At 63.1% G+C, this 24357-nt stretch carries 18 protein-coding genes; 6 read left to right on the forward strand and 12 right to left on the reverse strand.

What is annotated here, in order from left to right:
• The 3 genes from PSV38_RS19430 to PSV38_RS19440 all read right to left on the reverse strand — a co-directional run.
• Positions 1 to 5020: Ig-like domain-containing protein (locus tag PSV38_RS19430; protein ID WP_300550451.1), on the reverse strand; the 5020-nt coding region annotated here is incomplete at its 3' end.
• Between the two features lie 228 nt (positions 5021 to 5248).
• Positions 5249 to 5680, reverse strand: coding sequence for a DUF1841 family protein (locus PSV38_RS19435; RefSeq protein WP_300550453.1), 432 nt, complete (start codon positions 5678 to 5680; stop codon positions 5249 to 5251).
• 6 nt (positions 5681 to 5686) lie between these two features.
• On the reverse strand, positions 5687 to 6040 hold the full coding sequence (locus tag PSV38_RS19440; protein ID WP_300550455.1) for an FKBP-type peptidyl-prolyl cis-trans isomerase: 354 nt from the start codon (positions 6038 to 6040) through the stop codon (positions 5687 to 5689).
• 81 nt (positions 6041 to 6121) lie between these two features.
• Between PSV38_RS19440 and PSV38_RS19445 the strand changes: the two genes are divergently transcribed.
• Positions 6122 to 7159: a PEP-CTERM sorting domain-containing protein gene (locus PSV38_RS19445; protein ID WP_300550457.1), complete on the forward strand. Its 1038-nt coding sequence runs from the start codon at positions 6122 to 6124 to the stop codon at positions 7157 to 7159.
• 33 nt (positions 7160 to 7192) lie between these two features.
• Here the strand turns inward: PSV38_RS19445 and urtE are convergent, their stop codons facing one another.
• The 5 genes from urtE to urtA form a co-directional block, all read right to left on the reverse strand.
• Complete coding sequence (gene urtE / locus PSV38_RS19450; RefSeq protein ID WP_300550459.1) at positions 7193 to 7897, reverse strand: urea ABC transporter ATP-binding subunit UrtE; 705 nt, start codon at positions 7895 to 7897, stop codon at positions 7193 to 7195.
• A gap of 8 nt (positions 7898 to 7905) precedes the next feature.
• Complete coding sequence (gene urtD, locus PSV38_RS19455; RefSeq protein WP_300550461.1) at positions 7906 to 8805, reverse strand: urea ABC transporter ATP-binding protein UrtD; 900 nt, start codon at positions 8803 to 8805, stop codon at positions 7906 to 7908.
• Positions 8802 to 9857, reverse strand: a complete 1056-nt coding sequence (urtC, locus tag PSV38_RS19460; RefSeq protein ID WP_300550632.1) for an urea ABC transporter permease subunit UrtC — start codon at positions 9855 to 9857, stop codon at positions 8802 to 8804. The genes urtD and urtC overlap by 4 nt, the downstream gene beginning before the upstream one ends.
• A gap of 83 nt (positions 9858 to 9940) precedes the next feature.
• A complete protein-coding gene (gene urtB / locus PSV38_RS19465) occupies positions 9941 to 11503 on the reverse strand; it encodes an urea ABC transporter permease subunit UrtB (protein ID WP_300550634.1) in 1563 nt (520 codons plus the stop codon).
• 174 nt (positions 11504 to 11677) lie between these two features.
• A complete protein-coding gene (urtA, locus tag PSV38_RS19470; RefSeq protein ID WP_300550463.1) occupies positions 11678 to 12955 on the reverse strand; it encodes an urea ABC transporter substrate-binding protein in 1278 nt (425 codons plus the stop codon).
• A 135-nt stretch (positions 12956 to 13090) separates the two neighbouring features.
• On the opposite strand from urtA, the gene PSV38_RS19475 reads away from it, so the two are divergent.
• Positions 13091 to 13831 carry a fused MFS/spermidine synthase gene (locus tag PSV38_RS19475; protein ID WP_300550465.1) on the forward strand — a complete coding sequence of 247 codons (741 nt, stop codon included), beginning with the start codon at positions 13091 to 13093 and terminating at the stop codon, positions 13829 to 13831.
• A 1-nt stretch (position 13832) separates the two neighbouring features.
• On the opposite strand, the gene PSV38_RS19480 is transcribed toward PSV38_RS19475, so the two are convergent.
• The 3 genes from PSV38_RS19480 to PSV38_RS19490 form a co-directional block, all read right to left on the reverse strand.
• Positions 13833 to 15434, reverse strand: coding sequence for a FapA family protein (locus tag PSV38_RS19480; protein ID WP_300550467.1), 1602 nt, complete (start codon positions 15432 to 15434; stop codon positions 13833 to 13835).
• A gap of 134 nt (positions 15435 to 15568) precedes the next feature.
• Positions 15569 to 16528, reverse strand: a complete 960-nt coding sequence (locus PSV38_RS19485; protein ID WP_300550469.1) for a response regulator transcription factor — start codon at positions 16526 to 16528, stop codon at positions 15569 to 15571.
• Complete coding sequence (locus PSV38_RS19490) at positions 16525 to 20085, reverse strand: ATP-binding protein (RefSeq protein WP_300550470.1); 3561 nt, start codon at positions 20083 to 20085, stop codon at positions 16525 to 16527. Before PSV38_RS19490 ends, PSV38_RS19485 begins: the two co-directional genes overlap by 4 nt.
• A gap of 52 nt (positions 20086 to 20137) precedes the next feature.
• Here PSV38_RS19490 and ureA point away from each other — a divergent pair, with 52 nt between their 5' ends.
• The 4 genes from ureA (at position 20138) to ureC (ending at position 23249) form a co-directional block, all read left to right on the forward strand.
• On the forward strand, positions 20138 to 20440 hold the full coding sequence (ureA, locus tag PSV38_RS19495) for an urease subunit gamma (protein WP_230182490.1): 303 nt from the start codon (positions 20138 to 20140) through the stop codon (positions 20438 to 20440).
• 74 nt (positions 20441 to 20514) lie between these two features.
• Entirely contained in the window at positions 20515 to 21183 is a 669-nt protein-coding gene (locus tag PSV38_RS19500; RefSeq protein WP_300550473.1) for a HupE/UreJ family protein, read from the forward strand.
• A 10-nt stretch (positions 21184 to 21193) separates the two neighbouring features.
• Positions 21194 to 21499 carry an urease subunit beta gene (locus PSV38_RS19505; RefSeq protein WP_300550474.1) on the forward strand — a complete coding sequence of 102 codons (306 nt, stop codon included), beginning with the start codon at positions 21194 to 21196 and terminating at the stop codon, positions 21497 to 21499.
• Between the two features lie 22 nt (positions 21500 to 21521).
• Positions 21522 to 23249, forward strand: coding sequence for an urease subunit alpha (gene ureC / locus PSV38_RS19510; protein WP_300550476.1), 1728 nt, complete (start codon positions 21522 to 21524; stop codon positions 23247 to 23249).
• Here ureC and PSV38_RS19515 read toward each other — a convergent pair.
• Entirely contained in the window at positions 23234 to 24328 is a 1095-nt protein-coding gene (locus PSV38_RS19515) for an ABC transporter ATP-binding protein (protein ID WP_300550478.1), read from the reverse strand. The genes ureC and PSV38_RS19515 overlap by 16 nt on opposite strands.
• Positions 24329 to 24357 lie beyond the last annotated feature (29 nt).

A 24357-nucleotide genomic window follows, 5' to 3' on the forward strand; every position in this document is an offset into this window, starting at 1 on the left:
TGATCGTGGGCGTGGCATCGTTGGTGATGCCGTCGCCCTTGGTGCCGCTGTCGGAAGCGGGGTCCAGTTGCGCGGTCAAAACTGACGGAGGTGTGGTGTCGATGATGGCGCTGTCGGTGCCGGTGGCACCCAGGTTGCCCGCCACATCCTTGACTTGGGCAGTCACCGTCAGGGTGCTGCCTTCGCCAGGGTTGGTGATGCCAGGCACGGACACACTGCCCTTGTCAATGTCGGCTTGCGTCAGCAAGATCGGAGCTTGGGCCGCACCATTGGCGCTGACCAGCAGGCTGTCGCCCGCCTTGGCCGTGGCAGGCAGGGCCACCGAGACGTCGATGTTGCCGCTCAGTTCGGCCTTGTTGATGAAGCCGTCGTTGTTGCTGTCTTCACCGATCGTGACGATGGGCGCGCCAGGCACGCCCAGTTGCAGGCGGGCAGCGTCGATAACCGGTCCTGCGCTATTGCCCGCCGCGTCCACGATGCTGGCCGTGGACACGAAGTCGGTGTTGTCGGCCGTGGGGTTGAATTTCAGGTCCACAAAGCCAGCAGACAGTTGCGCAGCGCTCAAGGTGATCACTTGCGCCACATTGCCCGAGCCAGTCACGCTCAGGGTGTCGCCTGCGGCAGCCCCGGCTGGCAGGGTGACCCGCACGCCGATGGTGTTGTCGGTCAACTCGGCCTTGCTGATGTAGCCGTCGTTGTTGCCATCGGTGGTGATGGCGATGCCCAGGCCGGTGTAGTTCGTTGTGTCGATCCTGGCGCTGTCAGTGCCGGGCGCACTGCTGTTGCCAGCGGTGTCCACGATGAGGGCGGTCACCGTCATGGTCGTGCCTTCGGCGGCTGGCGTGAAGCTGGTGCTCACGAAGCCGTTGGCCTTGTCTTGCGCCGTGATCGTCACGTCATTGGTCACGCCACCGGAGGTGACTTTGACCACATCGCCGATGTTGACCTGGGCCGAGGTGAAGGCCACTTTGACGTCCACATTGCCGTTCAGCTCGGCCTTGTTGATGAAGCCGTCGTTGTTGGCATCTTCCGTGATCGTCACGGTGGGCGCTGCGCCATTGTTGGGCACGCCCGTGTCGATGTTCAGCGGGACGGTGGTTTGCGTGGTGTTGCCTGCGGCATCCGTCTCGGTGACTTGGGCTTGGCCCGTCGTGCCGTTGGGGATGTCTTGCGTGGGTGTGACCGTCCAGGTGCCGTTGGGCAACACGGTGGTGGTCAGCACTTCGCCAGTGCCAGGCATGGTCACCTTGATCTGCGCGCCGGGGTCGCCTGTGCCACTGATCGTGGGCGTGGCATCGTTGGTGATGCCGTCGCCCTTGGTACCGCTGTCGGAAGCGGGGTCCAGTTGCGCGGTCAGGATGGCTGGCGGTGTCGTATCGATGATGGCGCTGTCGGTGCCGGTGGCACCCAGGTTGCCCGCCACGTCCTTGACTTGGGCCGTCACCGTCAAGGTGCTGCCTTCGCCAGGGTTGGTGATGCCAGGCACGGACACGCTGCCCTTGTCAATGTCGGCTTGTGTCAGCACGATTGGCGTTTGCGCGGCGCCATTGGCGCTGACCAGCAGGCTGTCGCCCGCCTTGGCCGTGGCAGGCAGGGCCACCGAGACGTCGATGTTGCCGCTCAGTTCGGCCTTGTTGATGAAGCCGTCGTTGTTGCTGTCTTCACCGATCGTGACGATGGGCGCGCCAGGCACGCCCAGTTGCAGGCGGGCAGCGTCGATAACCGGTCCTGCGCTATTGCCCGCCGCGTCCACGATGCTGGCCGTGGACACGAAGTCGGTGTTGTCGGCCGTGGGGTTGAATTTCAGGTCCACAAAGCCAGCAGACAGTTGCGCAGCGCTCAAGGTGATCACTTGCGCCACATTGCCCGAGCCAGTCACGCTCAGGGTGTCGCCTGCGGCAGCCCCGGCTGGCAGGGTGACCCGCACGCCGATGGTGTTGTCGGTCAACTCGGCCTTGCTGATGTAGCCGTCGTTGTTGCCATCGGTGGTGATGCTGATGCCCAGGCCGGTGTAGCTCGTTGTGTCGATTTTGGCGCTGTCAGTGCCCGTGGCACCCAGGTTGCCCGCCACATCCTTGAATTGCGCCGTCACCGTCAAGGTACCGCCATCGCCTGGGCTGGTCACGCCAGGAATGGCCACGCTGTGGTTGTCGATGTCAGCCTGCGTCAGAACGATCGGCGCCTGGTTGGCACCGTTGATGCTCACCAGCAAACTGTCGCCCGCTTTGGCTGTGCCGGGCAGGTCGATCTGCACGCCGATGGCGCTGCTGGCGCCTTGTTCGGCTTGGTTGATGTAGCCGTCGTTGTTGGCGTCCGTGGTGATGGTCACCTTGGGTGCCAAGATGTCGTCGGTGGCGATGATGGCGTGGTCGCTGACCACCGCAGATTGGTTGCCCGCCGCATCGCTCACTTGCGCCGTGGCCACCAGATCGGTGCCACTGGTCGGAGCCGTCAGGCTGATTTGCACCTGGCCCGCGTCGATTTGCGCTTGCGTCAGGACAATGGTTTGCGGGGCATTGCCGGTGGCCGTGATGCTCAGCGCATCGCCTGCGGCCGCATCAACCGGCAACTTGACTTGTGCCGTGACCTGGCTGCCGCCCGCCAACTCGACCTGGTTGATGAAGCCATCGTCGTTCGCATCGGTGCTGAGGCTGATGCTCAGACCCGTGAGCGTGCTCAGGTCCAGCTTGGCGGCATCGCTGCCGGTGGCACTGACATTGCCCGCCGAATCTTCGATGTGAGAGTTCACCGTCATCGTCGTGCCGTTGGCGGGCGCGGTGAAGGTCGTGTTGACAAAGCCGTTGGCCCTGTCTTGCGCCGTGATGACGATGTCATTGGTCACGCCACCAGAGGTGATCTTGACCACGTCGCCCACGCTCACCTGCGCTGGCGTGAAGGCCACCTTGACGTCCACATTGCCGTTCAGCTCGGCCTTGTTGATGAAGCCGTCGTTGTTGGCATCTTCCGTGATCGTCACGGTGGGCGCTGCGCCATTGTTGGGCACGCCCGTGTCGATGTTCAGCGGGACGGTGGTTTGCGTGGTGTTGCCTGCGGCATCCGTCTCGGTGACTTGGGCTTGGCCCGTCGTGCCGTTGGGGATGTCTTGCGTGGGTGTGACCGTCCAGGTGCCGTTGGGCAACACGGTGGTGGTCAGCACTTCGCCAGTGCCAGGCATGGTCACCTTGATCTGCGCGCCGGGGTCGCCTGTGCCACTGATCGTGGGCGTGGCATCGTTGGTGATGCCGTCGCCCTTGGTGCCGCTGTCGGAAGCGGGGTCCAGCTGCGCGGTCAGGACTGACGGAGGTGTGGTGTCGATGACCGCGCTGTCGGTGCCGGTGGCACCCAGGTTGCCCGCCACGTCCTTGACTTGGGCCGTCACCGTCAAGGTGCTGCCTTCGCCAGGGTTGGTGATGCCAGGCACGGACACGCTGCCCTTGTCAATGTCGGCTTGTGTCAGCACGATTGGCGTTTGCGCGGCGCCATTGGCGCTGACCAGCAGGCTGTCGCCCGCCTTGGCCGTGGCAGGCAGGGCCACTGAGACGTCGATGTTGCCGTTCAGCTCCACTTTGTTGATGTAGCCGTCGTCATTGGCATCTTCGCCAATAGTGACCTTGGGCGCCAAAATGTCATCGGTCGCGATGACGGCATGGTCGCTGACCACGGCGGACTGGTTGCCCGCCGCATCGCTCACTTGGGCTGTGACCACCAGATCAGTGCCACTGGCCAGAGCGACAACGCTCACTTGCACCTGGCCCGCATCAATGTGCGACTGGGTGAGCGTGATGGTTTGTGGCGCACTGCCCGTGCTGGTGACGGTCAGCAAATCGCCAGCCACGGCGTCACTCGGCAGCTTGACCCGTGCATCGGCCGTCTGGGCACCTGCCAGTTCGCTCTGGTTGATGAAGCCATCGTCATTCGCATCGGTGGTGAGGCTGATGCTCAGCCCAGTCAGCGTGCTCAGGTCCAGCTTGGCGGTATCGCTGCCGGTGGCACTGCGGTTGCCGGCAGCATCTTCGATGTGCGAGATCACCGTCATCGTCGTGCCGTTGGCGGGCGCGGTGAAGCTCGTGGCGACAAAGCCATTGGCTTTGTTTTGCGCCGTGATGCTCACTTCATTGGTCACGCCACCGGAGGTGACCTTGACCACATCGCCTACGCTCACTTGCGCTGGCGTGAACGCCACTTTGACATCCACGTTGCCGGTCAACTCGGCCTTGTTGATGAAGCCGTCGTTGTTGGCGTCTTCCGTGATCGTCACAGTCGGCGCAGCGCCGTTGTTGGGCACGCTCGTGTCAATGCTCAGAGGGACCGTGGTTTGCGTGGCATTGCCAGCCGCATCGGTCTCAGTGACCTGAACCAGGCCCGTCGTGCCGTTGGGGATGTTTTGCGTGGGCGTGACCGTCCAGGTTCCGTTGGGCAGGACCGTGGTGGTCAGCACTTCATTCGTGCCAGGCATGGTCACCTTGATCTGCGCGCCAGGGTCGCCCGTGCCGCTGATCGTCGGAGTGGCGTCGTTGGTGATGCCGTCGCCCTTGGTGCCGCTGTCGGACGAGGGGTCCAACTGGGCCGTCAGGATGGCTGGCGGTGTCGTGTCCTCGGCTGCCGGATACAAAGGCTGTTCGGCCGAGGCCAGCGGTGCCGTGGGGGCACCGCGTTCTGTGCTGTATTGGTATTCCTGACCAGTGACGGCTTCGGAAACCCGGTCAACGCGCAGGCCAGGCAGCAATCCGCCACTGCCGCCGCCTTGCAAGCCGGCGGCGGTGTTGAAATCCAACTCGTCGTTGTTCAGGCCGGTGATGACCTTGTCGGTGTCGGCAGCGGCCAGCTTGGCCTTCAGCAACACCGTGGGGCCGTCATCGGAGGTGATTTTGACGATGCCGTCCTGACTCGTCAGGATCGCCTCCCCCCCCTCGATGTGGTCACCAACTTTGACCGGCACGAGCTTGCCATTGGGCAGGTGATAAAACGCCTTGCCCCAAACAGCGACGACGGTACCGGCGGATTGACTCAGGATCGGCATGACAAGCCCAGTTGAACAGTTGGTAACACTTCAAGTGTACCGTCCAGAGCCTTACGCTTAACTGCATTCAACCCCCGATATAGGCGGCATAAGTCACAAGTAAGCGGGCTATTTGAGTAGATAAGGCACGTGATTTTCGTGACTTATTTGGCATATTTCATCCAGTGCAGCGCGCAGCAATGCCGGCAGGTCAGCTTTGACCGCCAAAGACAGGGGGGAATATGGAGGTCAGCGGCTGGCGAGCGTCAGCACGCGGTCGATGTAGGCTGGGCCGTCAAATGGCAAGCCGGAACGCTGGGAGTTCCACACCATCTCCCCCAAAGCTTCCATGACTTCATGATGAGCGTCATGCAACGAAGCCCGGCTTTGCGCCAAACGCTGCACAGCCGCACGGATGCCCGGCGGTTGGTCGATGCTGACCTGCTCGGTGATCGACAAGTGCATGGACAGGTGCAGAAAGGGGTTGGTGCGCCCGCCTTCCACGGCATACACCGCCTTGACCGCTGACTCGGCATCGGCGAGGTCAGTGTGGTACTCGGGATGCTGGGCCGCCCAGTCGGTGGCCTGCAATTCCAGCGGGGTCAGAACCTGCCCGGCCTCGTGCTTGGCCCACGCCTCGCAGAAAAACCGCCGAACCTGGTCCTGACTGGGGGCAAACATGATTGATCAGACCGCCAGCAGATCGACTTCAAACAGCAAGGTGGCATTGGGGGGGATCACGCCGCCAGCGCCACGGGCACCGTAGCCCAGCTCGGGCGGGATGACCAAGGTGCGCGTGCCGCCCACTTTCATGCCTTGCACACCCTCGTCCCAGCCACGGATCACATGACCCGCGCCGAGCGGAAACTCGAAGGGATCGTTGCGATCCTTGCTGGAGTCGAACTTGGCCCCCTTGACGCCACCTTCGTACAACCAACCGGTGTAGTGCACGGAAACGTAAGTGCCGGCCTGAGCGACTTCGCCCTCGCCTTCAACGGTGTCTTCATATTGCAGGCCGGAAGGGGTGGTGGTGACAGGCATGGCAAATCCTTTCAACTGTCCTGGAAGAAAAATAGAGGCCAGAGTCTAACCGCTGAGCTCTGGCCATTAACGCCGTAGGGTGTGATCCCTGATATCGGCCTCCTGCGGCTCTGTCGTAAAATGGGTCACGTCGCGTGCTCTATTTCAATTGCGCACAAGCGACCGTCATGCAATCACAATCAGGGAACACACAAAATGCGCCATGCCATCGTTCAATCCATGCCTGTTCTGGCCATGCTGGCCGCCCTTTCGCAACAGGTCATGGCCGCGCCCGTCGCGGAAGCCCGGGTCGAACTGACCAATCTGCGCTACCAGCTGACCGACCTGAACCCGAACGATGGCATCGCCCCCAACTTGGTTTTCACGGGGCCCTCGTATCCAGGCCAGCTCTCCACGGTGCTGCTTGTCAGCAACATCACTTCCAATGGAAACGAAACGCTTTCGGGCGCGCTCCAGCGCCTCGATCTGACGGGGCTGCCCTTCAGCCCGCAAAACACCGGATCCCTGAGCGTTGGCGGCGTGAACGCCAGCGCAACCAAAACCATCGACGGGCAATCCGCTCACAGCGCCATTGATGCACAGAATGTCAACAATCTCCTGGCGCTTTACCCGAACAACCTGCTGACCTACTACTCCCAGGGTGCCAGCACGTCAGGCATCAGTGATGCGGCCTTCACCCTGTCGCCCGGCACCAAGGTTGAATTCTTTGTCGATGTGGACATGGCCACGACCTTGGACGCTGCCGCCATCCAGCCCCTCACAAACGGGCTTTTCAGCGGCACCGGAAACCTGCGAGTCGGCACCCAGGCCAGCATCAACGGCGGCATCCGTTTTTTGGATCTCAGCGACTTCGACACCTTTTACAACTACCGGGGACAGTCCTACACCTTCAGCAATGCCGGCGTCCAGTTGAACAGTGAGGTCAACCAGGTGAGCGATTTCCACCTGGTGCTGACCAATGCCAGCAACGCGACCAAGACCGGAGAGTTGAGGCTCACAGTCGGGGCCGCCCAGGGCCTGGCGCTGACCGGTCCGGTGCCCGAACCAGGCACCCTGGCGTTGCAAGCGCTGGGCCTGCTGGGCGTGGCCGGTGTCGTTAGCCGCCACCGTCGACGCTGAATCCAGCGCGAACGCGTCCGGCCGACGGGGTCATCAGATCGACATCAGTTGCCGCACACCATCGGCCTCCATGTCCGCCCCTCGGCCGCGCTTGATGATTTCGCCCCGTTCCATGACCAGGTATTGGTCGGCCAGTTCAGCGGCGAAGTCGTAAAACTGCTCCACCAGCACCACGGCCATCTTCTGGCCGTTCAATCCCTCGTCGGCCAGTTTGCGGATGGCGCGGCCGATGTCTTTGATGATGCTGGGCTGGATGCCTTCGGTCGGCTCGTCCAGGATCAGCAGTTTGGGGCCTGCCGCCAGCGCGCGGGCAATGGCCAGCTGCTGCTGCTGCCCGCCCGACAGGTCACCGCCGCGGCGGTGCAACATCTGCTTGAGCACGGGGAAGAGCTCAAACAACTGCTCGGGCAAGGGGGTACTGCCCGGCTTGCTGGCCAGCCCCATCTGCAGGTTTTCTTCGACCGTGAGGCGGCCGAAGATTTCGCGGCCCTGCGGCACATAGCCCACGCCCAGCCGCACGCGCTCGTAGGGCTTGAGCTTGTCGATGGCCTGCCCATCCAGCTTGATCGAGCCGGATTTGATGGAGACGACGCCCATCAGGCTTTTCAGCAAGGTGGTCTTGCCAACACCATTGCGGCCCAGCACCACCGTGACCTCGCCCAGCTTGGCCTCGAAACCCAGGCCACGCAGGATGTGAGAGCCGCCGTAGTACTGATTGACTTGTTCAACATTCAACATAGGTTTGCTCAGCGGCCCAAATAGACTTCGACGACTTTGTCATTGGCCTGCACATCGGCCAGCGTGCCTTCGGCCAGCACCGAGCCTTCGTGCAGCACCGTCACCTTTTTCCGGGCGGCGTTCTTGCCTTGCGTGGTCAATTCGTTGATGAACTTCATGTCGTGCTCGACCACCACCAGCGAGTGCGAACCCTCTTCTTCCAGCGACAGGAACAGTTCGGCCGTGCGTTCGGTTTCTTCGTCGGTCATGCCCGCCACAGGCTCGTCCAGCAGCAGCAGCTTGGGGTCCTGCATCAGCAGCATGCCGATTTCCAGCCATTGTTTCTGGCCGTGCGACAGCAAGCCAGCCGTGCGCTGGGCCTGGTCTCGCAGGTGGATCAGCTTGAGCATCTCGCCGATGCGGTCGAGTTGTTCGCTGTTCAACTTGAAGAACACCGAGGCGCGGGCGCGGCGATCGGCCTTCAAGGCCAGCTCCAGGTTCTCGAACACGCTGAGCTGCTCGAACACCGTGGGCTTTTGGAACTTGCGGCCGATGCCGATGCGGGCGATTTCGTTCTCGCGCATGGCCAGCAGGTCGATGGTCGAGCCAAAGAAGGCCGACCCGGAATCCGGCTTGGTCTTGCCCGTGATGACGTCCATCATCGTGGTCTTGCCCGCGCCGTTGGGGCCGATGATGCAACGCATCTCGCCCGCCGCGATGTTCAAGCACAGCTTGTTCAGCGCCCTGAAACCATCGAAGCTCACAGTGATGTCGTCCACATAAAGGATCGAACCGTGGGCCAGATCGACCTGGTCGGGCACCAGCACGCGACCGTAGCTGACCTCGCGGCCGCCAGATTCGCTCAACACAGGCAGGCCCTTGGCCTTGTTCAGGGCTTGCACCCCGGCTTCCATCAGATCGGGCGTCATACTTTGGTCTCCGGTGCGTTTTTGTTGAACAGTTTCTTCAGGCCACCGACGATGCCTTGCGGCAGCAACAGGGTCACCAGGATGAACAGCAGACCCAGGAAGTACAGCCAGAACTCGGGGTAGGCCACCGTGAGCCAGCTCTTGGCCCCGTTGACGAAGAAAGCACCCACGATGGGCCCAATCAACGAGGCACGACCACCCACCGCCGTCCAGATGGCGATCTCGATGCCCGCCGCGGCCGACATTTCACCCGGGTTGATGATGCCCACCTGGGGCACGTACAAAGCACCAGCGATGCCGCACATCACGGCCGACAAGGTCCAGATGGCGAGCTTGTAGGCCAGCGGGTTGTAGCCGCAGAACATGACGCGGTTCTCGGCATCGCGGATCGCTTGCAGCACGCGGCCGAACTTGGTGTTCACCAACCAGCGGGCCATCAGGTAGAAGCCGATCAGCGTCATGCCGGTGAGGATGAACAGCACCATGCGCGTGGAAGGCTGGGCCAGCGGGATGTCCAGGATGCGCTTGAAATCGGTGAAGCCGTTGTTGCCACCAAAGCCGGTTTCATTGCGAAAGAACAGCAGCATGGCCGCGTAGGTCATGGCCTGGGTGATGATCGAGAAATACACCCCCTTGATGCGCGAACGGAAGGCGAAGAAGCCGAAGATGAAGGCCAGCAGGCCGGGCACCAGGATCACCAGCAGCATCTGGCCGACGAAGGACTCGCTCCAGGCCCAGTGCCAGGGCACTTCTTTCCAGTCGAGGAAGACCATGAAGTCGGGCAGATCGGACTTGTAGCTGCCATCGCGGCCAATCTGGCGCATCAGGTACATGCCCATGGCATAGCCGCCCAGCGCAAAGAACAGGCCGTGGCCCAGCGACAGGATGCCGGTGTAGCCCCAGATCAGGTCCATCGCCAAGGCGCAAATGGCGTAGCACATGATCTTGGCGATCAGGCCGACGGCGTAGTCCGACAGGTGGAAGGCGGAATCCACCGGCACCATCAGGTTGAGCACCGGTACCAGCAGGCACACCACGATGATGGCCACCATGACGCTGCTCCAGCCCTTGATGCCCAAGGCGCTGTGGGGCACGGTCACGGCCGGGGAAAGGAGGGATGGTTTCAACACGGCACTCATGCTTCGGCACTCCGGCCCTTCATGGCAAACAAACCTTGGGGACGCTTCTGGATGAAGACGACGATGAACATCAACACCATGATCTTGGCCAGCACCGCGCCGGCCCAGCCTTCCAGCAGCTTGTTGAAAATGCCCAGGCCCATGGCGGCGTAGACGGTGCCCGCGATCTGCCCCACGCCGCCCAGCACCACCACCATGAACGAATCCACGATGTAGTTCTGACCCAGGTCGGGGCCCACATTGCCGACCTGCGACAAGGCGCAACCAGCCAGGCCTGCGATGCCTGCACCCAGCGAGAACGCCATGGTGTCGACCCGGGCGGTGTTCACGCCCACGCAAGCGGCCATGGGCCGGTTCTGCGTCACGCTGCGCACGAACAAGCCCATGCGCGTCTTCGCGATCAGCAGGGTCATGCCCAGCAGCACCAAACCAGCGAAGGCGATGATGGCCAAACGGTTGTAGGGCAGCGTGAGGTTACTCAGCACGTTGAAGCCGCCGGACATCCACGCCGGGTTCTCAACCTGAACGTTCTGCGCACCAAACAGACCACGCACGGCCTGCATCAACACCAGGCTGATCCCCCAAGTGGCCAGCAGGGTTTCAAGCGGGCGGCCGTAGAGGAAGCGGATCACCGTGCGCTCCAGCACCGCGCCCACCAGGGCCGCCGCCATGAACGAAGCCGGCACGGCCGCCAGGATGTACCAGTCGAAAGCACCGGGCAGGTGGTCGCGGAACAAATTCTGCACGACGTAGGTGGCGTAAGCGCCAATCATCATCAACTCGCCGTGGGCCATGTTGATCACGCCCATCAGGCCATAGGTGATGGCCAGGCCCAGCGCGGCCAACAGCAGGATGGAGCCCAGGCTGATGCCGGTGAACAGCACACCGGCGCGGTCGCCCCAGGCCAGGCGGCTGGCGATGGAGTCGAGCGACTTCTTGACCTCAATCTTCACCTGCGGATCAGTTTCCACGCCATCCTGCAGGCGCTCCATCAGCAAGGCTTGGGTTTCGGGGTCGGCGCTGGCGGCCAACTCTTGCGCGGCTTCAATGCGCTTGGCAGCGTCGGTGCCGCTCAGCAAGGCCTTGGCGCGCAGGTTTTGCAGTTGGATCTTGAGCTTGGGATCGGCCTCCGCCGCCAGGGCTTTGTCGATCATGGGCAGCTTGGCTTCGTCCACGCTCTGCGCGATGGTCTTGATGGCCTCGGCGCGCACGGCCACATCGGGCGACAAGAGCTTGCCCACGGCCAGCACGGCCTCCAGCTCGCCGCTCATGCGGCCGTTGTTGGTGACGTCTTCGGCGTCTTCGGGCAAGGTGGTGGGCTGGCCGGTGGCCGCATCCAACACCTTGTCGTCTTCAATGATGTAGGCCTTCTCGCCAGAGACCTTGACGCTGTCGTTCAACAGCGCCTGGACCAGGATGGGCAGGCGCGCGTCGTTCTTGGGGATGAGTTTTTGCAATGCCTGGATGCGGGCATCGTTGTCGCCGGCCGAGACCGCATGGGCTTCTTCGGCAGTCAGCGCGTGGGCAGGGTTCGTCATGCAACCGAGGGTGACCAACATGGCCAGCCCCAGCTTGCGTGCTGCGTCAAATCGTTTCACAGCTTGGTTCCAGTCGTTTTTACAATAGACAGCGGACAAGAAAATCGCCCCGTTGGGTGACCCCCCAACGGGGCGAACCGCTTTGCTTCGAAAATCAAACCGCCCGTGCTCGACAGCACCGGGCGGCACCAAGCATCACTTGGTTTCTGGCTCGTCCTTCTTCACGTCGTTGCCGGCGATGTATGGGCTCCAGGGTTGTGCCTTGACGGGGCCGGGGGTCTTCCAAACCACCTTGAACTGGCCATCGGCCTTGATCTCGCCGATGAAGACGGGCTTGTGAAGGTGGTGGTTCTTGGCGTCCATCGTGGAGGTGAAGCCACCAGGTGCCTTGAAGGTCTGGCCAGCCATGGCGGCGATGACCTTGTCGGTGTCGGTGCTGCCAGCCTTCTTGACGGCCTGGGCCCACATGTTGATGCCGATGTACGTGGCTTCCATCGGGTCGTTGGTCAAAGGCCTGTCCTTGTGGCCAGCGATGTTCTTGGCCTTGGCATAGGCCGACCACTTCTTGATGAACTCGGCGTTGGTCGGGTTCTTGATGGACATGAAGTAGTTCCAGGCGGCCAGGTGACCAACCAGGGGCTTGGTGTCCACACCGCGCAGTTCTTCTTCACCCACCGAGAAGGCCACCACTGGCACGTCCGACGCCTTCAGGCCCTGGTTGCCCAGTTCCTTGTAGAAAGGCACGTTCGAGTCGCCATTGATGGTCGAGACCACGGCGGTTTTCTTGCCACCGGCCGCGAACTTCTTGATGTTGGCGATGATGGTCTGGTAATCCGAGTGACCGAAGGGGGTGTACTCCTCCATGATGTCCTCGTCTTTCACGCCCTTGGACTTCAGGAAGGCGCGCAGGATCTTGTTCGTGGTGCGGGGGTAGACGTAGTCGGTGCCCAGCAGCACGAAGCGCTTGGCGCTGCCACCGTCCTTGCTCATCAGGTATTCAACAGCGGGGATGGCTTGCTGGTTGGGCGCGGCGCCCGTGTAGAACACGTTCTTTTCCAGCTCTTCACCCTCGTACTGCACGGGATAGAACAGCACGCTGTTCAGTTCCTTGAACACCGGCAGCACCGACTTGCGGCTCACCGAGGTCCAGCAGCCGAAGGTCACGGCGACCTTGTCCTGGCTGATCAGTTGCTTGGCCTTTTCAGCGAAAAGGGGCCAGTTGGAAGCCGGGTCAACCACCACGGGTTCCAGCTTCTTGCCCAGCAGGCCGCCCTTGGCGTTGATTTCATCGATGGCCATCAGGGCCACGTCCTTCAGGACGGTTTCCGAGATGGCCATGGTGCCCGACAGCGAATGCAGAACGCCGACCTTGATCGTGTCGGCGGCATGGGCCAGGGAACCGACGAGCAGGCCGACCACGCCCAAAGCGACGGCCGTCAGCGATTGGGTGGCATTGCGACGAGAAATGTTCATGGATGAAGCTCCTGGTAGACAACAAGTGGGGTTTGGGAATCAGTGAACCCAGTGTGCCCAGCCGCTTGTTTTCCAGGAATACGCCACATGGCGTATCAGAGGCGCATTCGTGGCGTGTGAGAGACTTCTCCCATCGTGTCACAGCAGTCCCCCTTCATCCACAAGAACCGGCAGACCCTGTCGCTGAGCCTGGACTCACCATTGCTCCAGAGTTGCATGCGGCGCAACGACCCCACCGCCCTGATCCTGGACTACACCCGGGCGATGATGGGATTCCTGCTGTTCAACCCAAGCCCCGCCTCCATGCTGATGATTGGCCTGGGCGGAGGCTCGGTGCCCAAGTACTGCCACCAGCACCTGCCGAAGGTCGACATCACCACCGTTGAAATCAACCCTGAGGTGATCGCCCTGCGGGACGAGTTCCTGATCCCGGCAGACAGTGAGCGCTTCCGCGTGATCTGCGCCGATGGCGTGGCTTTCGTGGCTCAAGCCCAGCAACGCTACGACGTGTTGATGGTGGATGGCTTCACCGGCGAAGGCCAGCCAGAGGCCCTGTGCTCACGCGTTTTTTACGACGCCTGCAAGGCCGCGCTGAGTGTAGAGGGCATGCTCGTGGTCAACCTGCACGCCGAAATGCCCCGCTGCGGCGAGCTGACACAGCGCATCGAGCGATGCTTTGGCGGCCACGCGGTGGCGGTGGCCACCGATGATGGCGACAACTGCGTTGTGCTGGCCGGATCGGGCCCCGCCTTCGCCCGATGCCGCCTCGCATTTGAAGACCGCTGGGGAGCCTTGTCGGCAGCGCATCAGCAGACCCTCGGCGCCTGCTCCAGCCGCATTGAGCGCGGTCTGATCAGGCGCTATCCTCCGGTGTGAATCAACCGTCCACCACCAAGGCATCCCCATCCGGCGTGGTGAACAGGACCAGGCCTTTGTCGATGGAAAAGTACCCAATGTCATAAGTGCGGCGCAAGCGGCGTTGCGTCTTGCCAAAGGCCAAGTCCACCGCGCCCGACACGCCCGCGCCAATCTCGACACGCGCGTTGGCGAACAAGGCCATCCTCTTGTCTAAATCATCCTTGCGCACCAGCAACAAGCCCAAGGCCTGCAGCGCCTGCGCCCAGGTGGAGCGCACCCGGTCCAGCACGCCCGTTTTGTCGCCCTGACGGGTCAGGTGCTGAACCAGCTTGCTGAGGTTTTCCTCTTCCTGGTTCTGCTTGGCAATCAGCCCCAGCACCTCCTGGTACTCGGCCTCCAGCACGGGGTTGACGCCCACCAGAACCTGGGTGACGGTGCTGGACGGATCGCCCAGCAAAGGTGTGCGGATCAGCATCATGGCGCGGGCAGATCCCCCCACAAGGCGGCCGCGCTGCGGGGACTGAGTGCCTACGATGATCTGATTGCCCGCCTGCAATTGGCTTTGCAAAGCCATGCTGTCGATGGCGATGCCGACACCCGCGTCCACCTGGGAATGCTCGACAAATCGGGCCGACACTGAATCGCCAGCGCGCGCAGTGGCCAGCGCAATGATGCCCCCACCCACCCTGATGCTGCCACCAGCCTCCAGGTGCCCGCCGTCCACGGTTCCCGTCACGATGATGTCGCCACTGGCCTGCACCTTCATGCCGGTGAGAACGTCGCCTTCGATTTGCACCGTGCCATCAAACGTGATGTTGCCCGAGGCGATGCTGGCGCCGTTGAAGAAAACCACTTTCTCGACCATGACGCCATCGCCAACGCGCACCGGCTGACCCGCGAACACGGCACGCAAGAGCTTGGGATCTTGGGCGTCTACTTTGGCGCCAGGCAGGTCGGCCGCGAAAGCCACCGGTTGGCCACGCACCGGCTCAAGCACCTCAGCGTTGATGTTGCGCCCCAGGAAACCCGCCGTCTCGGGGATGATTCTCATCAAGGCCTGGTCAGCCTCGACCACGGGGATGTCGCCCAATTCACGAAAGTCGATCAAGCCGTCGGCCCCCACTTTGGGCCTGCGGTCGCGCGTGACATCGACCAGCATCTCGAAGCGCGCGTCTTCGCCATGGCGGGCCGGTTTGCCCAGGGCGGCCACCACACGGCCACCTTCGGGCGAGGTGCACACCTGCTGCAAGCTTGCTTCGTCAACACCAAACAGCACTCCAGCTTGAGCCAAGGCCTGCACCACGTCGTTTGCATTCAGCAGGCTGCCGCCCCGCGCTGGTGTCACCGTCACCCAGGCGCACATGGCATCGGGCGCGATTTCTAACTCGAAGCTGGCGTCTCGCCGCTCAGCGATGGCCACCTTGAAGGACTCTTCACTGGCGCACCGACTCACCGCCTGATGCAGTTCGTTGTCCAGCAAAAACCAATCGGCATGCCCGGCTTGGGCAATCAAATCCTTAGCCACCGCGACAGTCAAGGCGGGGCGATCAGGCATGGGCCGGTGCTGCAACCAGAGTTGCCCTTCGGCCTCGATCAGATCAACACCGGGAAAACCCGACATCTGCAGCCCTTTCCAATCGGGACAGGGTCCCAGGCCTCAGTGCAGATCAGTGTACCGAGCCGACTTGAGCTGGCAATAGCGGAAACACCCTTCTGCGGCCAATTGATCACACCTTGCGGGGGCGTGTGGGCGTCTCAGCGCATTTTCAGCTGACCCACCCGGCTCATCGCCAGTCCGGCTGCGGCCGTGCGGGTTTCGACGCCCAGCTTGGCAAAAACATGTTCCAACTGCTTTTTGACGGTGGCCGGGCTGGTGCCCAGGATGTCGCCAATGTCGCGGTTGGTTTTGCCCTTGACGACCCAGTAGAGCACCTCGCCCTCGCGGGCCGTGAGCTTGAGTTCCTGGGTCAGGGCTTCAATGGCGGCCTCGTCCGAGGTCTCGCGCATCACCAGCAACCAGTTGTCGTCACCCGTGGGTTCGTGCAGGGCAAAGCTCAGGCGCCTGCCGCCTTGCTGAACCAGCCAGGGCTGCGGCGGCTTGCCAGTGGCCATGTCGGCCAGCGCACTGGGCGTAACCTGGCGCAGCCACACCACCAGCTCATCGGGCGCCACGGTCTCGGGCGTCTCGAAATACTGCTGCAGGAGCTTTCGCGCCAAAGGCGTCTGCCACATCACCCTGCCGTCGGAAAGGCGCACCGTCATCGACGCGTGACCAAAGGCATCCAGGGCATTGCGGGCCTGGCGTGCCTGCCGGGCACTGGCCATGTGCGAGACGATGCGGGCCAGCACTTCCCGGGGCCGGATCGGTTTGGTGACGTAGTCCACGCCCCCGGCTTCGAAGGCGGCCACCACGTGCTCGGTCTCGGTCAGGCCGGTCATGAAGACGATGGGGATGTGGCTGGTTTCGGGCTGCGCTTTCAGGCGCCGTGCCACCTCGAACCCGTCCATGCCGGGCATCAGGGCATCGAGCAAGATGATGTCGGGCACGGATTGGCTGGCACGCTGCAGGGCGGCTTCGCCATGGGTGGCGACCAGCACGGTGTAGCCCGCCTCGTCCAGCGCGTCGTGCAACAGGGAGAGGTTGTCGGGCACGTCGTCCACGATGAGCACGACATCGGTACGGCTGCGGTCGAGTCGGTCAAGCATCGGGATCATGGCCGCGATTGTGCATGGAACTGCACCAGGGCCCGCCTGACGGCATCGGCCAGGGCATCGAGCTGGAACTGCTTGGCCAGGTGGCGCATGTGCTGCACAAACACCTCGCATTGGGGCTCGGCCGCGGCGATCTGGTCCAGCGTTTTGTGCACGCCACGCACATAGCCAGCGTCGATCAGCTCTTCCAGGCTTTGCAGGGCTTTGAGTGATGGCAGCACTTGGGTGCCCTCGCCTGCGCCTTGCGCGACCGTGTCCAGCAAGGGTTTGCTGACAACGGGGCGTTGCGCCTCGATCCACTGCAGGGTCAAGCGCCGCCCCAGCCAGTCCAGCAGCTCAGTCATGCGCACGGGCTTGACGATGAAGTCTTCAAAGGTGATGCCCACGTCGTTGTCCATGCCCTTGTCAAAGGCGTTGGCCGACACGATGGCGATCGGGGCGCGGCTCAAACCTTCTTGCTTGATGGTGCGGATGGTGGTCCAACCGTCAATGCCCGGCATGGCGAGGTCCATGAACACGGCATGGGGCTCTTGCGCCTGTGGACAGCTGCGCAGCAAAGACAAGCATTCCACGCCAGAGGCCAGCGGCGTCACGTCAAAGCCCAAGGGTTCGAGGATGCGCACCAGCAGGCCTCGGTCGGCTTCTTCGTTGTCCACCACCCAGACGCGGCGGCGATCACCCACGTAGCCGGTGCGCACGCCCAGGGGCACCGAGCGGTCGGCGTGCGTCAGGCGCACCTGAGGCAAGAACAGGCGGATGCGGAAGACCGTGCCCTGCCCTTCCACGCTGCTCACCTTCATTTCGCCGCCCATCAGGTCGGTCAGCATCTTGCTGATGGTCAGACCCAGGCCGGTGCCTGCCACCGCCGAGCCCGCCACGGAAGAGCCACGTGCAAAAGGCTCGAAGACCCGCTCCAGTTCGTCGATCGGGATGCCCGGGCCGGTGTCGATCACCTCCACCAAGGCGATTTCACGCGCGTAGCTGACGCGGAACTTCACGCTGCCTTGCGAGGTGAACTTCACCGCGTTGCCCAGCACATTGAACAGGATCTGGCGCACACGGCGCTCGTCGGCCCGCACCACTTCGGGCAGGGCCGCGTCCAGCTCCACATCAAAGATCAAACCCTTGCTCAAGGCTTGCGGCCGCAGCATGTTGATGATCTGCTGCAGGGATTCGAACAGGCGCATGGGCTTGACGTCCAGCGTCAGCTTGCCGCTTTCAATGCGGGCGATGTCCAGGGTGCCTTCGATCAGCGACAGCAAATGGTCGCCGCCCCGCTTGATCACCTCGATGCCATGCTTGGCGTGCTCAGGCAGGCGCTGGTCTTCGTCCAGCAATTGCGCATAACCCAGGATGCTGTTGAGCGGCGTGCGCAACTCGTGGCTGATGGTCGAGATGTAGCGGCTCTTGGCCTGGTTGGCCTGCTCGGCGGTGCGCTTGGCCTGCTGCAGCTTTTCATCGGTGCGGCGGTGCAACTCCACTTCCCGCACCAGCAGATGCGTCTGGCGGTTGGATTCTTCTTGCGCCACTTTGCGGCTTTTGTGCGCCAGCACCAGCCACCAACCCACCACGCCCGAGATCACCAGCAGCACCGCAAACACCTTGAGGAAGCCGCTTTGCAGCGCGTCGACCAGGCCCAAGGTGGCAGGCTGATCCAAGGCCCGCAACTCGTGGTTGAAGATCAGGGCAAACAACAGCGCGAGGGCCGGCACCAGCCCGCCCATCAACAGCATGAAGTGGCCCAGCTCGGTGTCCAGGTGGCGCCAGATGAAAGGGGGCAAGAGCTTTTGCCCCACGGCCCGCCACTGAACGGACCACCGCGCCTCGGGCTTGCACAGGTCGTGGCACCGCGCGTCCAGCGAGCAGCACAGCGAGCAGATGAAGCCCTGGTAGGCCGGGCAATGGGCCATGTCTTCGCCCTCGTACTCGCGCTCGCACACGGTGCAGCGGTAGACGCCCTTCATGCCTTGCCCGGACGGGCAGGTCTCGCAACTGGGTGCTTTGGGCTCGGCCTGCCTGGCAATGTAGTAGCGGCCCTGCGTGAACCAGGCGATCAACGGCGAGGTGACGAGGGCGGTGACCAAGGCAATCAGCGCCGAGAAGGCCTGCGCCATCGGCCCCAGCCACCCCAGGTAGGCCGTCACCGACAGGATCGAGGCCGCGCTCATCGCGCCCACGCCCACCGGGTTCACGTCATAAAGGTAGGCACGCTTGAATTCGATGCCCTTGGGTGACCAGCCCATGGGCTTGTTGATGACCAGGTCGGCCACCACCGCCATCATCCAGGCGATGGCGATGTTGGAATACAAGCCCAGCACCCGTCCGAGCGCCTGGAACACGTTCAACTCCATCAGCATCAAGGCGATCATGGTGTTGAACACCACCCAGACCACGCGCCCTGGGTGGCTGTGTGTGATGCGCGCGAAGAAGTTGGACCAGGCCAGCGACCCTGCATAGGCGTTGGTGACATTGATCTTGAGCTGCGAGATCACCACGAACAGGCAGGTGGCCGCCACCGCCCAGCTCAGGTTCGAGAACATCGTCTCGTAGGCCAGCAGGTACATCTGGTTGGGGTCGACAGCGCGGTCGGCTGGCACCGACAGGCTCAGCGCCAAGTAGGCCAGCACCGTGCCGCCCAGCATCTTGAGCACGCCCGGGATCACCCAGCCCGGCCCACCCAGGAACACGCTCAACCACCATCGCACACGGTGCTTGGGTTGCTGCTCGGGCATGAAGCGCAGGTAGTCGGCCTGCTCGCCCATCTGCGTGATCAGGGCCACGCCCACCGTCATGGCCGCACCAAATGACATGAGGTTGAAACCCGGCGCCTCGCCCTGCGCACCGCCGTAGCCCACCAGGTCGCTCAGCACATGCGGATTGGCCTTGAACACGTAGATGTAGGGCAGCACCAACATCACCAGCCAGATCGGTTGCGTCCACACCTGCAAGCGGCTGATGACGGTGACCCCGTGGGTGACCAGCGGCACCACCACCACCGCACAGATCAAATAGCCCCAGGCGGGCGGGATGTCGAAGGCGAGCTCCAGCGCATAGGCCATGATCGCGGCCTCCAGCGCGAAGAAGATGAAGGTGAAGGTGGCGTAGATCAGCGAGGTGATGGTGGAGCCGATGTAGCCAAAGCCCGCGCCGCGCGTCAGCAGGTCCATGTCGACACCATGGCGGGCGGCATACACGCTGATGGGCCAACCGGCCAGCAAGATGATCAAACCGGTGGCCAGGATGGCCCACAAGGCGTTGATGAAGCCGTGCTCCACCATCAAGGTGGCGCCCACGGCTTCCAATACCAAAAAGGATGCAGCGCCAAAGGCCGTGTTGGCCACCCGCCATTCGCTCCATTTCCGGAAAGACCGGGGGGTGAAGCGCAGGGCGTAGTCTTCCAGCGTCTCGCTGCCCACCCAGGTGTTGTAGTCACGCCGCACCTTGACCACGCGCTGCAAGGCCTGTTCTCCCGGCAAATCGACCGAAGTGTCGTCCCCGGCATCGGTCGGGCCATCAATACGCCGTTCGGCGGCTGGACTCATTTGGCGTGTGTCTTGCATAGTGGGTACTTCATCAACGGCCATTGCCGCAATTTCGGTGCCGAGAACCCCAATGGAACTGACCCCACGAGAGAAAGACAAGCTGCTGATCTTCACGGCCGCCCTGCTGGCCGAGCGGCGCAAGGCCCGGGGGCTGAAGCTGAACTATCCTGAAGCTGTGGCTCTGATCACCGCCGCCATCATGGAAGGCGCCCGAGATGGCAAAACCGTGGCCACTTTGATGAGCGAAGGCAAAACCGTGCTGAGCCGCCATGACGTCATGGACGGCGTGGCCGACATGGTGCCTGAAATCCAGGTGGAAGCGACCTTCCCGGATGGCACCAAGTTGGTGACCGTGCACCAACCCATTGCATGAAATCATTCTCTTCGCAGATTTGCACCACTTAAGTGCAATCAAAACCATCCACGTCCCAGCCTGGATTCAACGACATGCCGAACATCACCTACCGCCGCACCATTCTGGTCTGTGCCCCCTGGGCTGCCGGGCTGGCAGCCGCCTCATTGACCACCGTGGCTCATGCCCACGTGGGTGCCGAAGCTGGACTGGGCCACACCCATGACACCTTCAGCAGCCTGTTGGCAGGTGCGGCCCACCCGTTGACCGGCCTGGACCACGTGGCCGCCATGGTGAGCGTGGGCTTGTGGAGCGCGCTGAGTTTCTCCAAACAGGCATCGTCGCCCATGGGGGCCGCGCGCATTCTGTCCGCACCATTGGTGTTTGCCGCCACCTTGCTGATGGGCGCCCTGATGGCGCTCAATGGTGTCACGCTGCCTGGCGTTGAGCCCATGATCGCCGCCTCGCTGTTGGCCATGGGGCTGCTGGTGGCCACGCGCAGCGCACTGCCCACCGGCATGGGCGCCGCCCTCGTGGTCGGCTTCGCCCTCTTCCACGGCTTGGCGCACGGCCAGGAATTGGGCGGCCATGCCGCCGCCGCGCTCACCGGCATGGTCTTGAGCACCCTGGCCTTGCACGCTGTCGGCATCGCTGCGGGGCTGGCTTTGCGCCAACGCAGCCGCTGGCTGCCACGCATCGCTGGCATCGGGGTCGCCACCTTAGGCCTTGGTTTGCTGACCCCAGCCATCGCTGGCGCGTTCTGAAGGGCCCACGATGATCCCCGGCGAACTCCTCACCGATGGCCCTGACCACGACCTCAACCCTGGCCGCCGCACCATCACCCTGGTCGTCGAGAACGCGGGCGACCGCCCCATCCAGGTCGGCTCGCACTACCACTTCAGCGAAACCAATGCGGGCCTGCGCTTTGACCGTGGCGCCGCCCACGGCATGCGCCTGAACATCGCATCCGGCACCGCAGTGCGCTTCGAGCCCGGCCAGCAGCGCACCATTGAGCTGGTCGACTATGCAGGCGACCGCATCGTTTATGGATTCCGTGGCCTGACCCAAGGCCCCCTCTGATTTTGGCGAAAGACACCTTCTGATGGCAACCATCCAACGGCGTGCCTACGCTGAAATGTTCGGCCCCACCGTCGGCGACCGCCTGCGCCTGGCCGACACCAACCTCATCATCGAAGTCGAGCGCGACTTGACCTTGCAGGCTGGTGGCTACGGCGAGGAGGTCAAGTTCGGCGGCGGCAAGACCATCCGCGACGGCATGGGTCAGAGCCAGCGCATCAACGGCCCCGGCCCCATGGACGCGGTCGATTGCGTGCTCACCAATGCGCTGATCCTCGACCACTGGGGCATCGTCAAGGCGGACATCGGCATCAAAGGCAGCCGCATCTTCAAAATCGGCAAGGCGGGCAACCCCGATGTGCAACCCGGCGTGGACATCGTCATTGGCCCGGGCACCGAGATCATCGCGGCCGAGGGCATGATCGTCACGGCGGGCGGCATCGACACGCACATCCACTTCATCTGCCCACAGCAGATCGAAGAGGCGCTCAACAGCGGCGTGACCACCATGATGGGTGGCGGCACAGGCCCGGCCACCGGCACCTTCGCCACCACCTGCACGCCTGGGCCGGAGAACATCTCGCGGATGCTGCAAGCGGCCGAGGCTTTCCCGATGAACCTGGGCTTTCTGGGCAAGGGCAACGCCAGCCGCCCCGAGGCCTTGCGCCAGCAGGTCGAGGCCGGCGTGATCGGCCTGAAACTGCACGAAGACTGGGGCACCACGCCCTCGGCCATCGACTGCTGCCTGAGCGTGGCCGAAGAGACCGACACCCAGGTCTCGATCCACAGCGACACGCTGAATGAATCGGGCTTTGTCGAGAACACCATCGCCGCCACCAAGGGCCGCACCTTGTGCGCCTTCCACACCGAGGGCGCCGGTGGCGGCCACGCGCCCGACATCATGCGCGTGGTGGGCGAGGCCAATTTCTTGCCCTCATCGACCAACCCGACCATGCCCTACACGGTCAACACCATCGACGAGCACCTGGACATGCTCATGGTGTGCCACCACCTTGACGCGTCCATCGCCGAAGACCTGGCCTTTGCCGAAAGCCGCATCCGCCGCGAGACCATCGCCGCCGAAGACATCCTGCACGACCTGGGCGCCATCAGCATGTTCAGCTCCGACTCGCAGGCCATGGGCCGCGTGGGCGAGGTCATCCTGCGCACCTGGCAGACGGCGCACAAGATGAAGACGCAACGCGGCGCCCTGCCTGGCGATTCCGATCGCAATGACAACACGCGCGTGAAACGCTATGTGGCCAAGTACACGATCAACCCGGCTTTGTCGCATGGCATTGCGCACGAAGTGGGCAGCATCGAGGTGGGCAAATGGGCCGATCTGGTGGTGTGGAAGCCCGGTTTCTTCGGCATCAAGCCCAGCCTGATCCTCAAGGGCGGTTTCATCGCCTCGGCAGCCATGGGGGATCCGAGTGCGTCCATCCCGACGCCTCAACCGGTGCATTACCGGCCCATGTTCGGCGCCTTTGGCGGCGCCTTGGCGCGTGGTTCGCTGACCTTCATGAGTCAGGCGTCCATCAATGCGGGCATGCCCGAGCAATATGGTTTGAAGAAGAAGGCGGTGGGCGTGCGGGGCAACCGCAGCATCAAGAAGGCCGACATGATCCACAACCACTACCTGCCGGTGATGGAGATCGACGCGCAAACCTACCAGGTGCGCGCCGATGGGCAGTTGTTGACCTGCGAGCCCGCCACGGTTTTGCCGATGGCGCAGCGTTACTTCTTGTTCTGAACCTCGCCTGGCGGAAACACAATGAGGTGATCCATCTCCAGGCGCACGCCGATCGATTCGTTGAGCGCATGGTCGTGGTGCGAAGGCACCATCGACAGCACCCTGGCACCGCTGGGCAGCTCCAGGGTGTAGAGGATCTCGGCCCCCCGGAAAGCCTTGTGTTTCACCAAAGCCCGCACCGCACTGGCATCGTCGTGGACCACGTCATCGGGCCGCAACAACACCTCAACCGCGCTTCCAGGCGCGCACGGCGCCAGGTCATCGGCGTAGCAGATGGGCCCTGGTGAGATCACGTCACCCAACTCGATGTTCAAACACCTCGCATCGCGCACCCGGCCCGACACGAACACGCCCTGCCCGATGAAGTCGGCCACGAAACGATTGCGGGGCCGGTGGTACAGGTTGTAAGCCGTGTCGATTTGCTGAATGCGGCCCTGCTCCATCACCACGATCTGATCGGCCATGGCAAACGCTTCGTTCTGGTCATGCGTGACGAACACCGCCGTGGTACCCGTCGCCTTCAACACGCCACGCACCTCGGCGGCCAGTTGCTCACGCAAGGCCACATCCAGGTTGGAAAAAGGCTCGTCCAGCAACAGCAAGCGCGGCCGAGGCGCCAAGGCCCGAGCCAAGGCCACCCGCTGCTGCTGGCCTCCGGACAACTCGTGCGGAAAGCGCTGGGCGGCAGAGGCCAAACCCACCGTCTCAAGCCATTGCCGTGCCGTTTGAAGTGCCTCCGCCCCGCCCTTCAAACCGAAGGCCACATTGCGCTCAACACTCAGGTGGGGAAACAAGGCGTAGTCCTGAAACACCATGCCGATGCGCCTGCGCTCAGGGGGCACGTGCCGCCCCTGCCCGCTGACTACATCGCCCTCCATGCTGATCGACCCCGACGTCAAACGCTCGAAGCCGCCCACACACCGCAGCACCGTGGTCTTGCCGCAGCCAGAGGGGCCCAGCAAACAGCAGATGTCGCCAGCAGCGACCGACAGGCTCAAGTGCTCGACGGTGGGCCGACCCTCATAGGCGTGGTGGATGCCGTGCAGCGCCAGCGATGGATGAGGTGGTGAATGAGTCATACAGGGCGGCACCTTACACTAGCCCGCAT

This window comes from Aquabacterium sp., assembly GCF_029946005.1.
Taxonomy (GTDB): Bacteria; Pseudomonadota; Gammaproteobacteria; order Burkholderiales; family Burkholderiaceae_C; genus Aquabacterium.

What these genes read in the sequence shown, in the direction of transcription:
- PSV38_RS19440 (WP_300550455.1), bottom strand. Translation starts at nt 6,040, where the DNA reads ATGCCTGTCACCACCACCCCTTCCGGCCTGCAATATGAAGACACCGTT.
- ureA (WP_230182490.1), top strand. Translation starts at nt 20,138, where the DNA reads ATGGAACTGACCCCACGAGAGAAAGACAAGCTGCTGATCTTCACGGCC.
- ureC (WP_300550476.1), top strand. Translation starts at nt 21,522, where the DNA reads ATGGCAACCATCCAACGGCGTGCCTACGCTGAAATGTTCGGCCCCACC.
- urtC (WP_300550632.1), bottom strand. Translation starts at nt 9,857, where the DNA reads ATGGTGGCCATCATCGTGGTGTGCCTGCTGGTACCGGTGCTCAACCTG.
- PSV38_RS19485 (WP_300550469.1), bottom strand. Translation starts at nt 16,528, where the DNA reads ATGATCCCGATGCTTGACCGACTCGACCGCAGCCGTACCGATGTCGTG.
- PSV38_RS19480 (WP_300550467.1), bottom strand. Translation starts at nt 15,434, where the DNA reads ATGTCGGGTTTTCCCGGTGTTGATCTGATCGAGGCCGAAGGGCAACTC.
- PSV38_RS19515 (WP_300550478.1), bottom strand. Translation starts at nt 24,328, where the DNA reads ATGACTCATTCACCACCTCATCCATCGCTGGCGCTGCACGGCATCCAC.
- PSV38_RS19435 (WP_300550453.1), bottom strand. Translation starts at nt 5,680, where the DNA reads ATGTTTGCCCCCAGTCAGGACCAGGTTCGGCGGTTTTTCTGCGAGGCG.
- PSV38_RS19505 (WP_300550474.1), top strand. Translation starts at nt 21,194, where the DNA reads ATGATCCCCGGCGAACTCCTCACCGATGGCCCTGACCACGACCTCAAC.
- PSV38_RS19500 (WP_300550473.1), top strand. Translation starts at nt 20,515, where the DNA reads ATGCCGAACATCACCTACCGCCGCACCATTCTGGTCTGTGCCCCCTGG.
- urtD (WP_300550461.1), bottom strand. Translation starts at nt 8,805, where the DNA reads ATGACGCCCGATCTGATGGAAGCCGGGGTGCAAGCCCTGAACAAGGCC.
- urtB (WP_300550634.1), bottom strand. Translation starts at nt 11,503, where the DNA reads ATGTTGGTCACCCTCGGTTGCATGACGAACCCTGCCCACGCGCTGACT.
- urtA (WP_300550463.1), bottom strand. Translation starts at nt 12,955, where the DNA reads ATGAACATTTCTCGTCGCAATGCCACCCAATCGCTGACGGCCGTCGCT.
- urtE (WP_300550459.1), bottom strand. Translation starts at nt 7,897, where the DNA reads ATGTTGAATGTTGAACAAGTCAATCAGTACTACGGCGGCTCTCACATC.
- PSV38_RS19490 (WP_300550470.1), bottom strand. Translation starts at nt 20,085, where the DNA reads ATGCAAGACACACGCCAAATGAGTCCAGCCGCCGAACGGCGTATTGAT.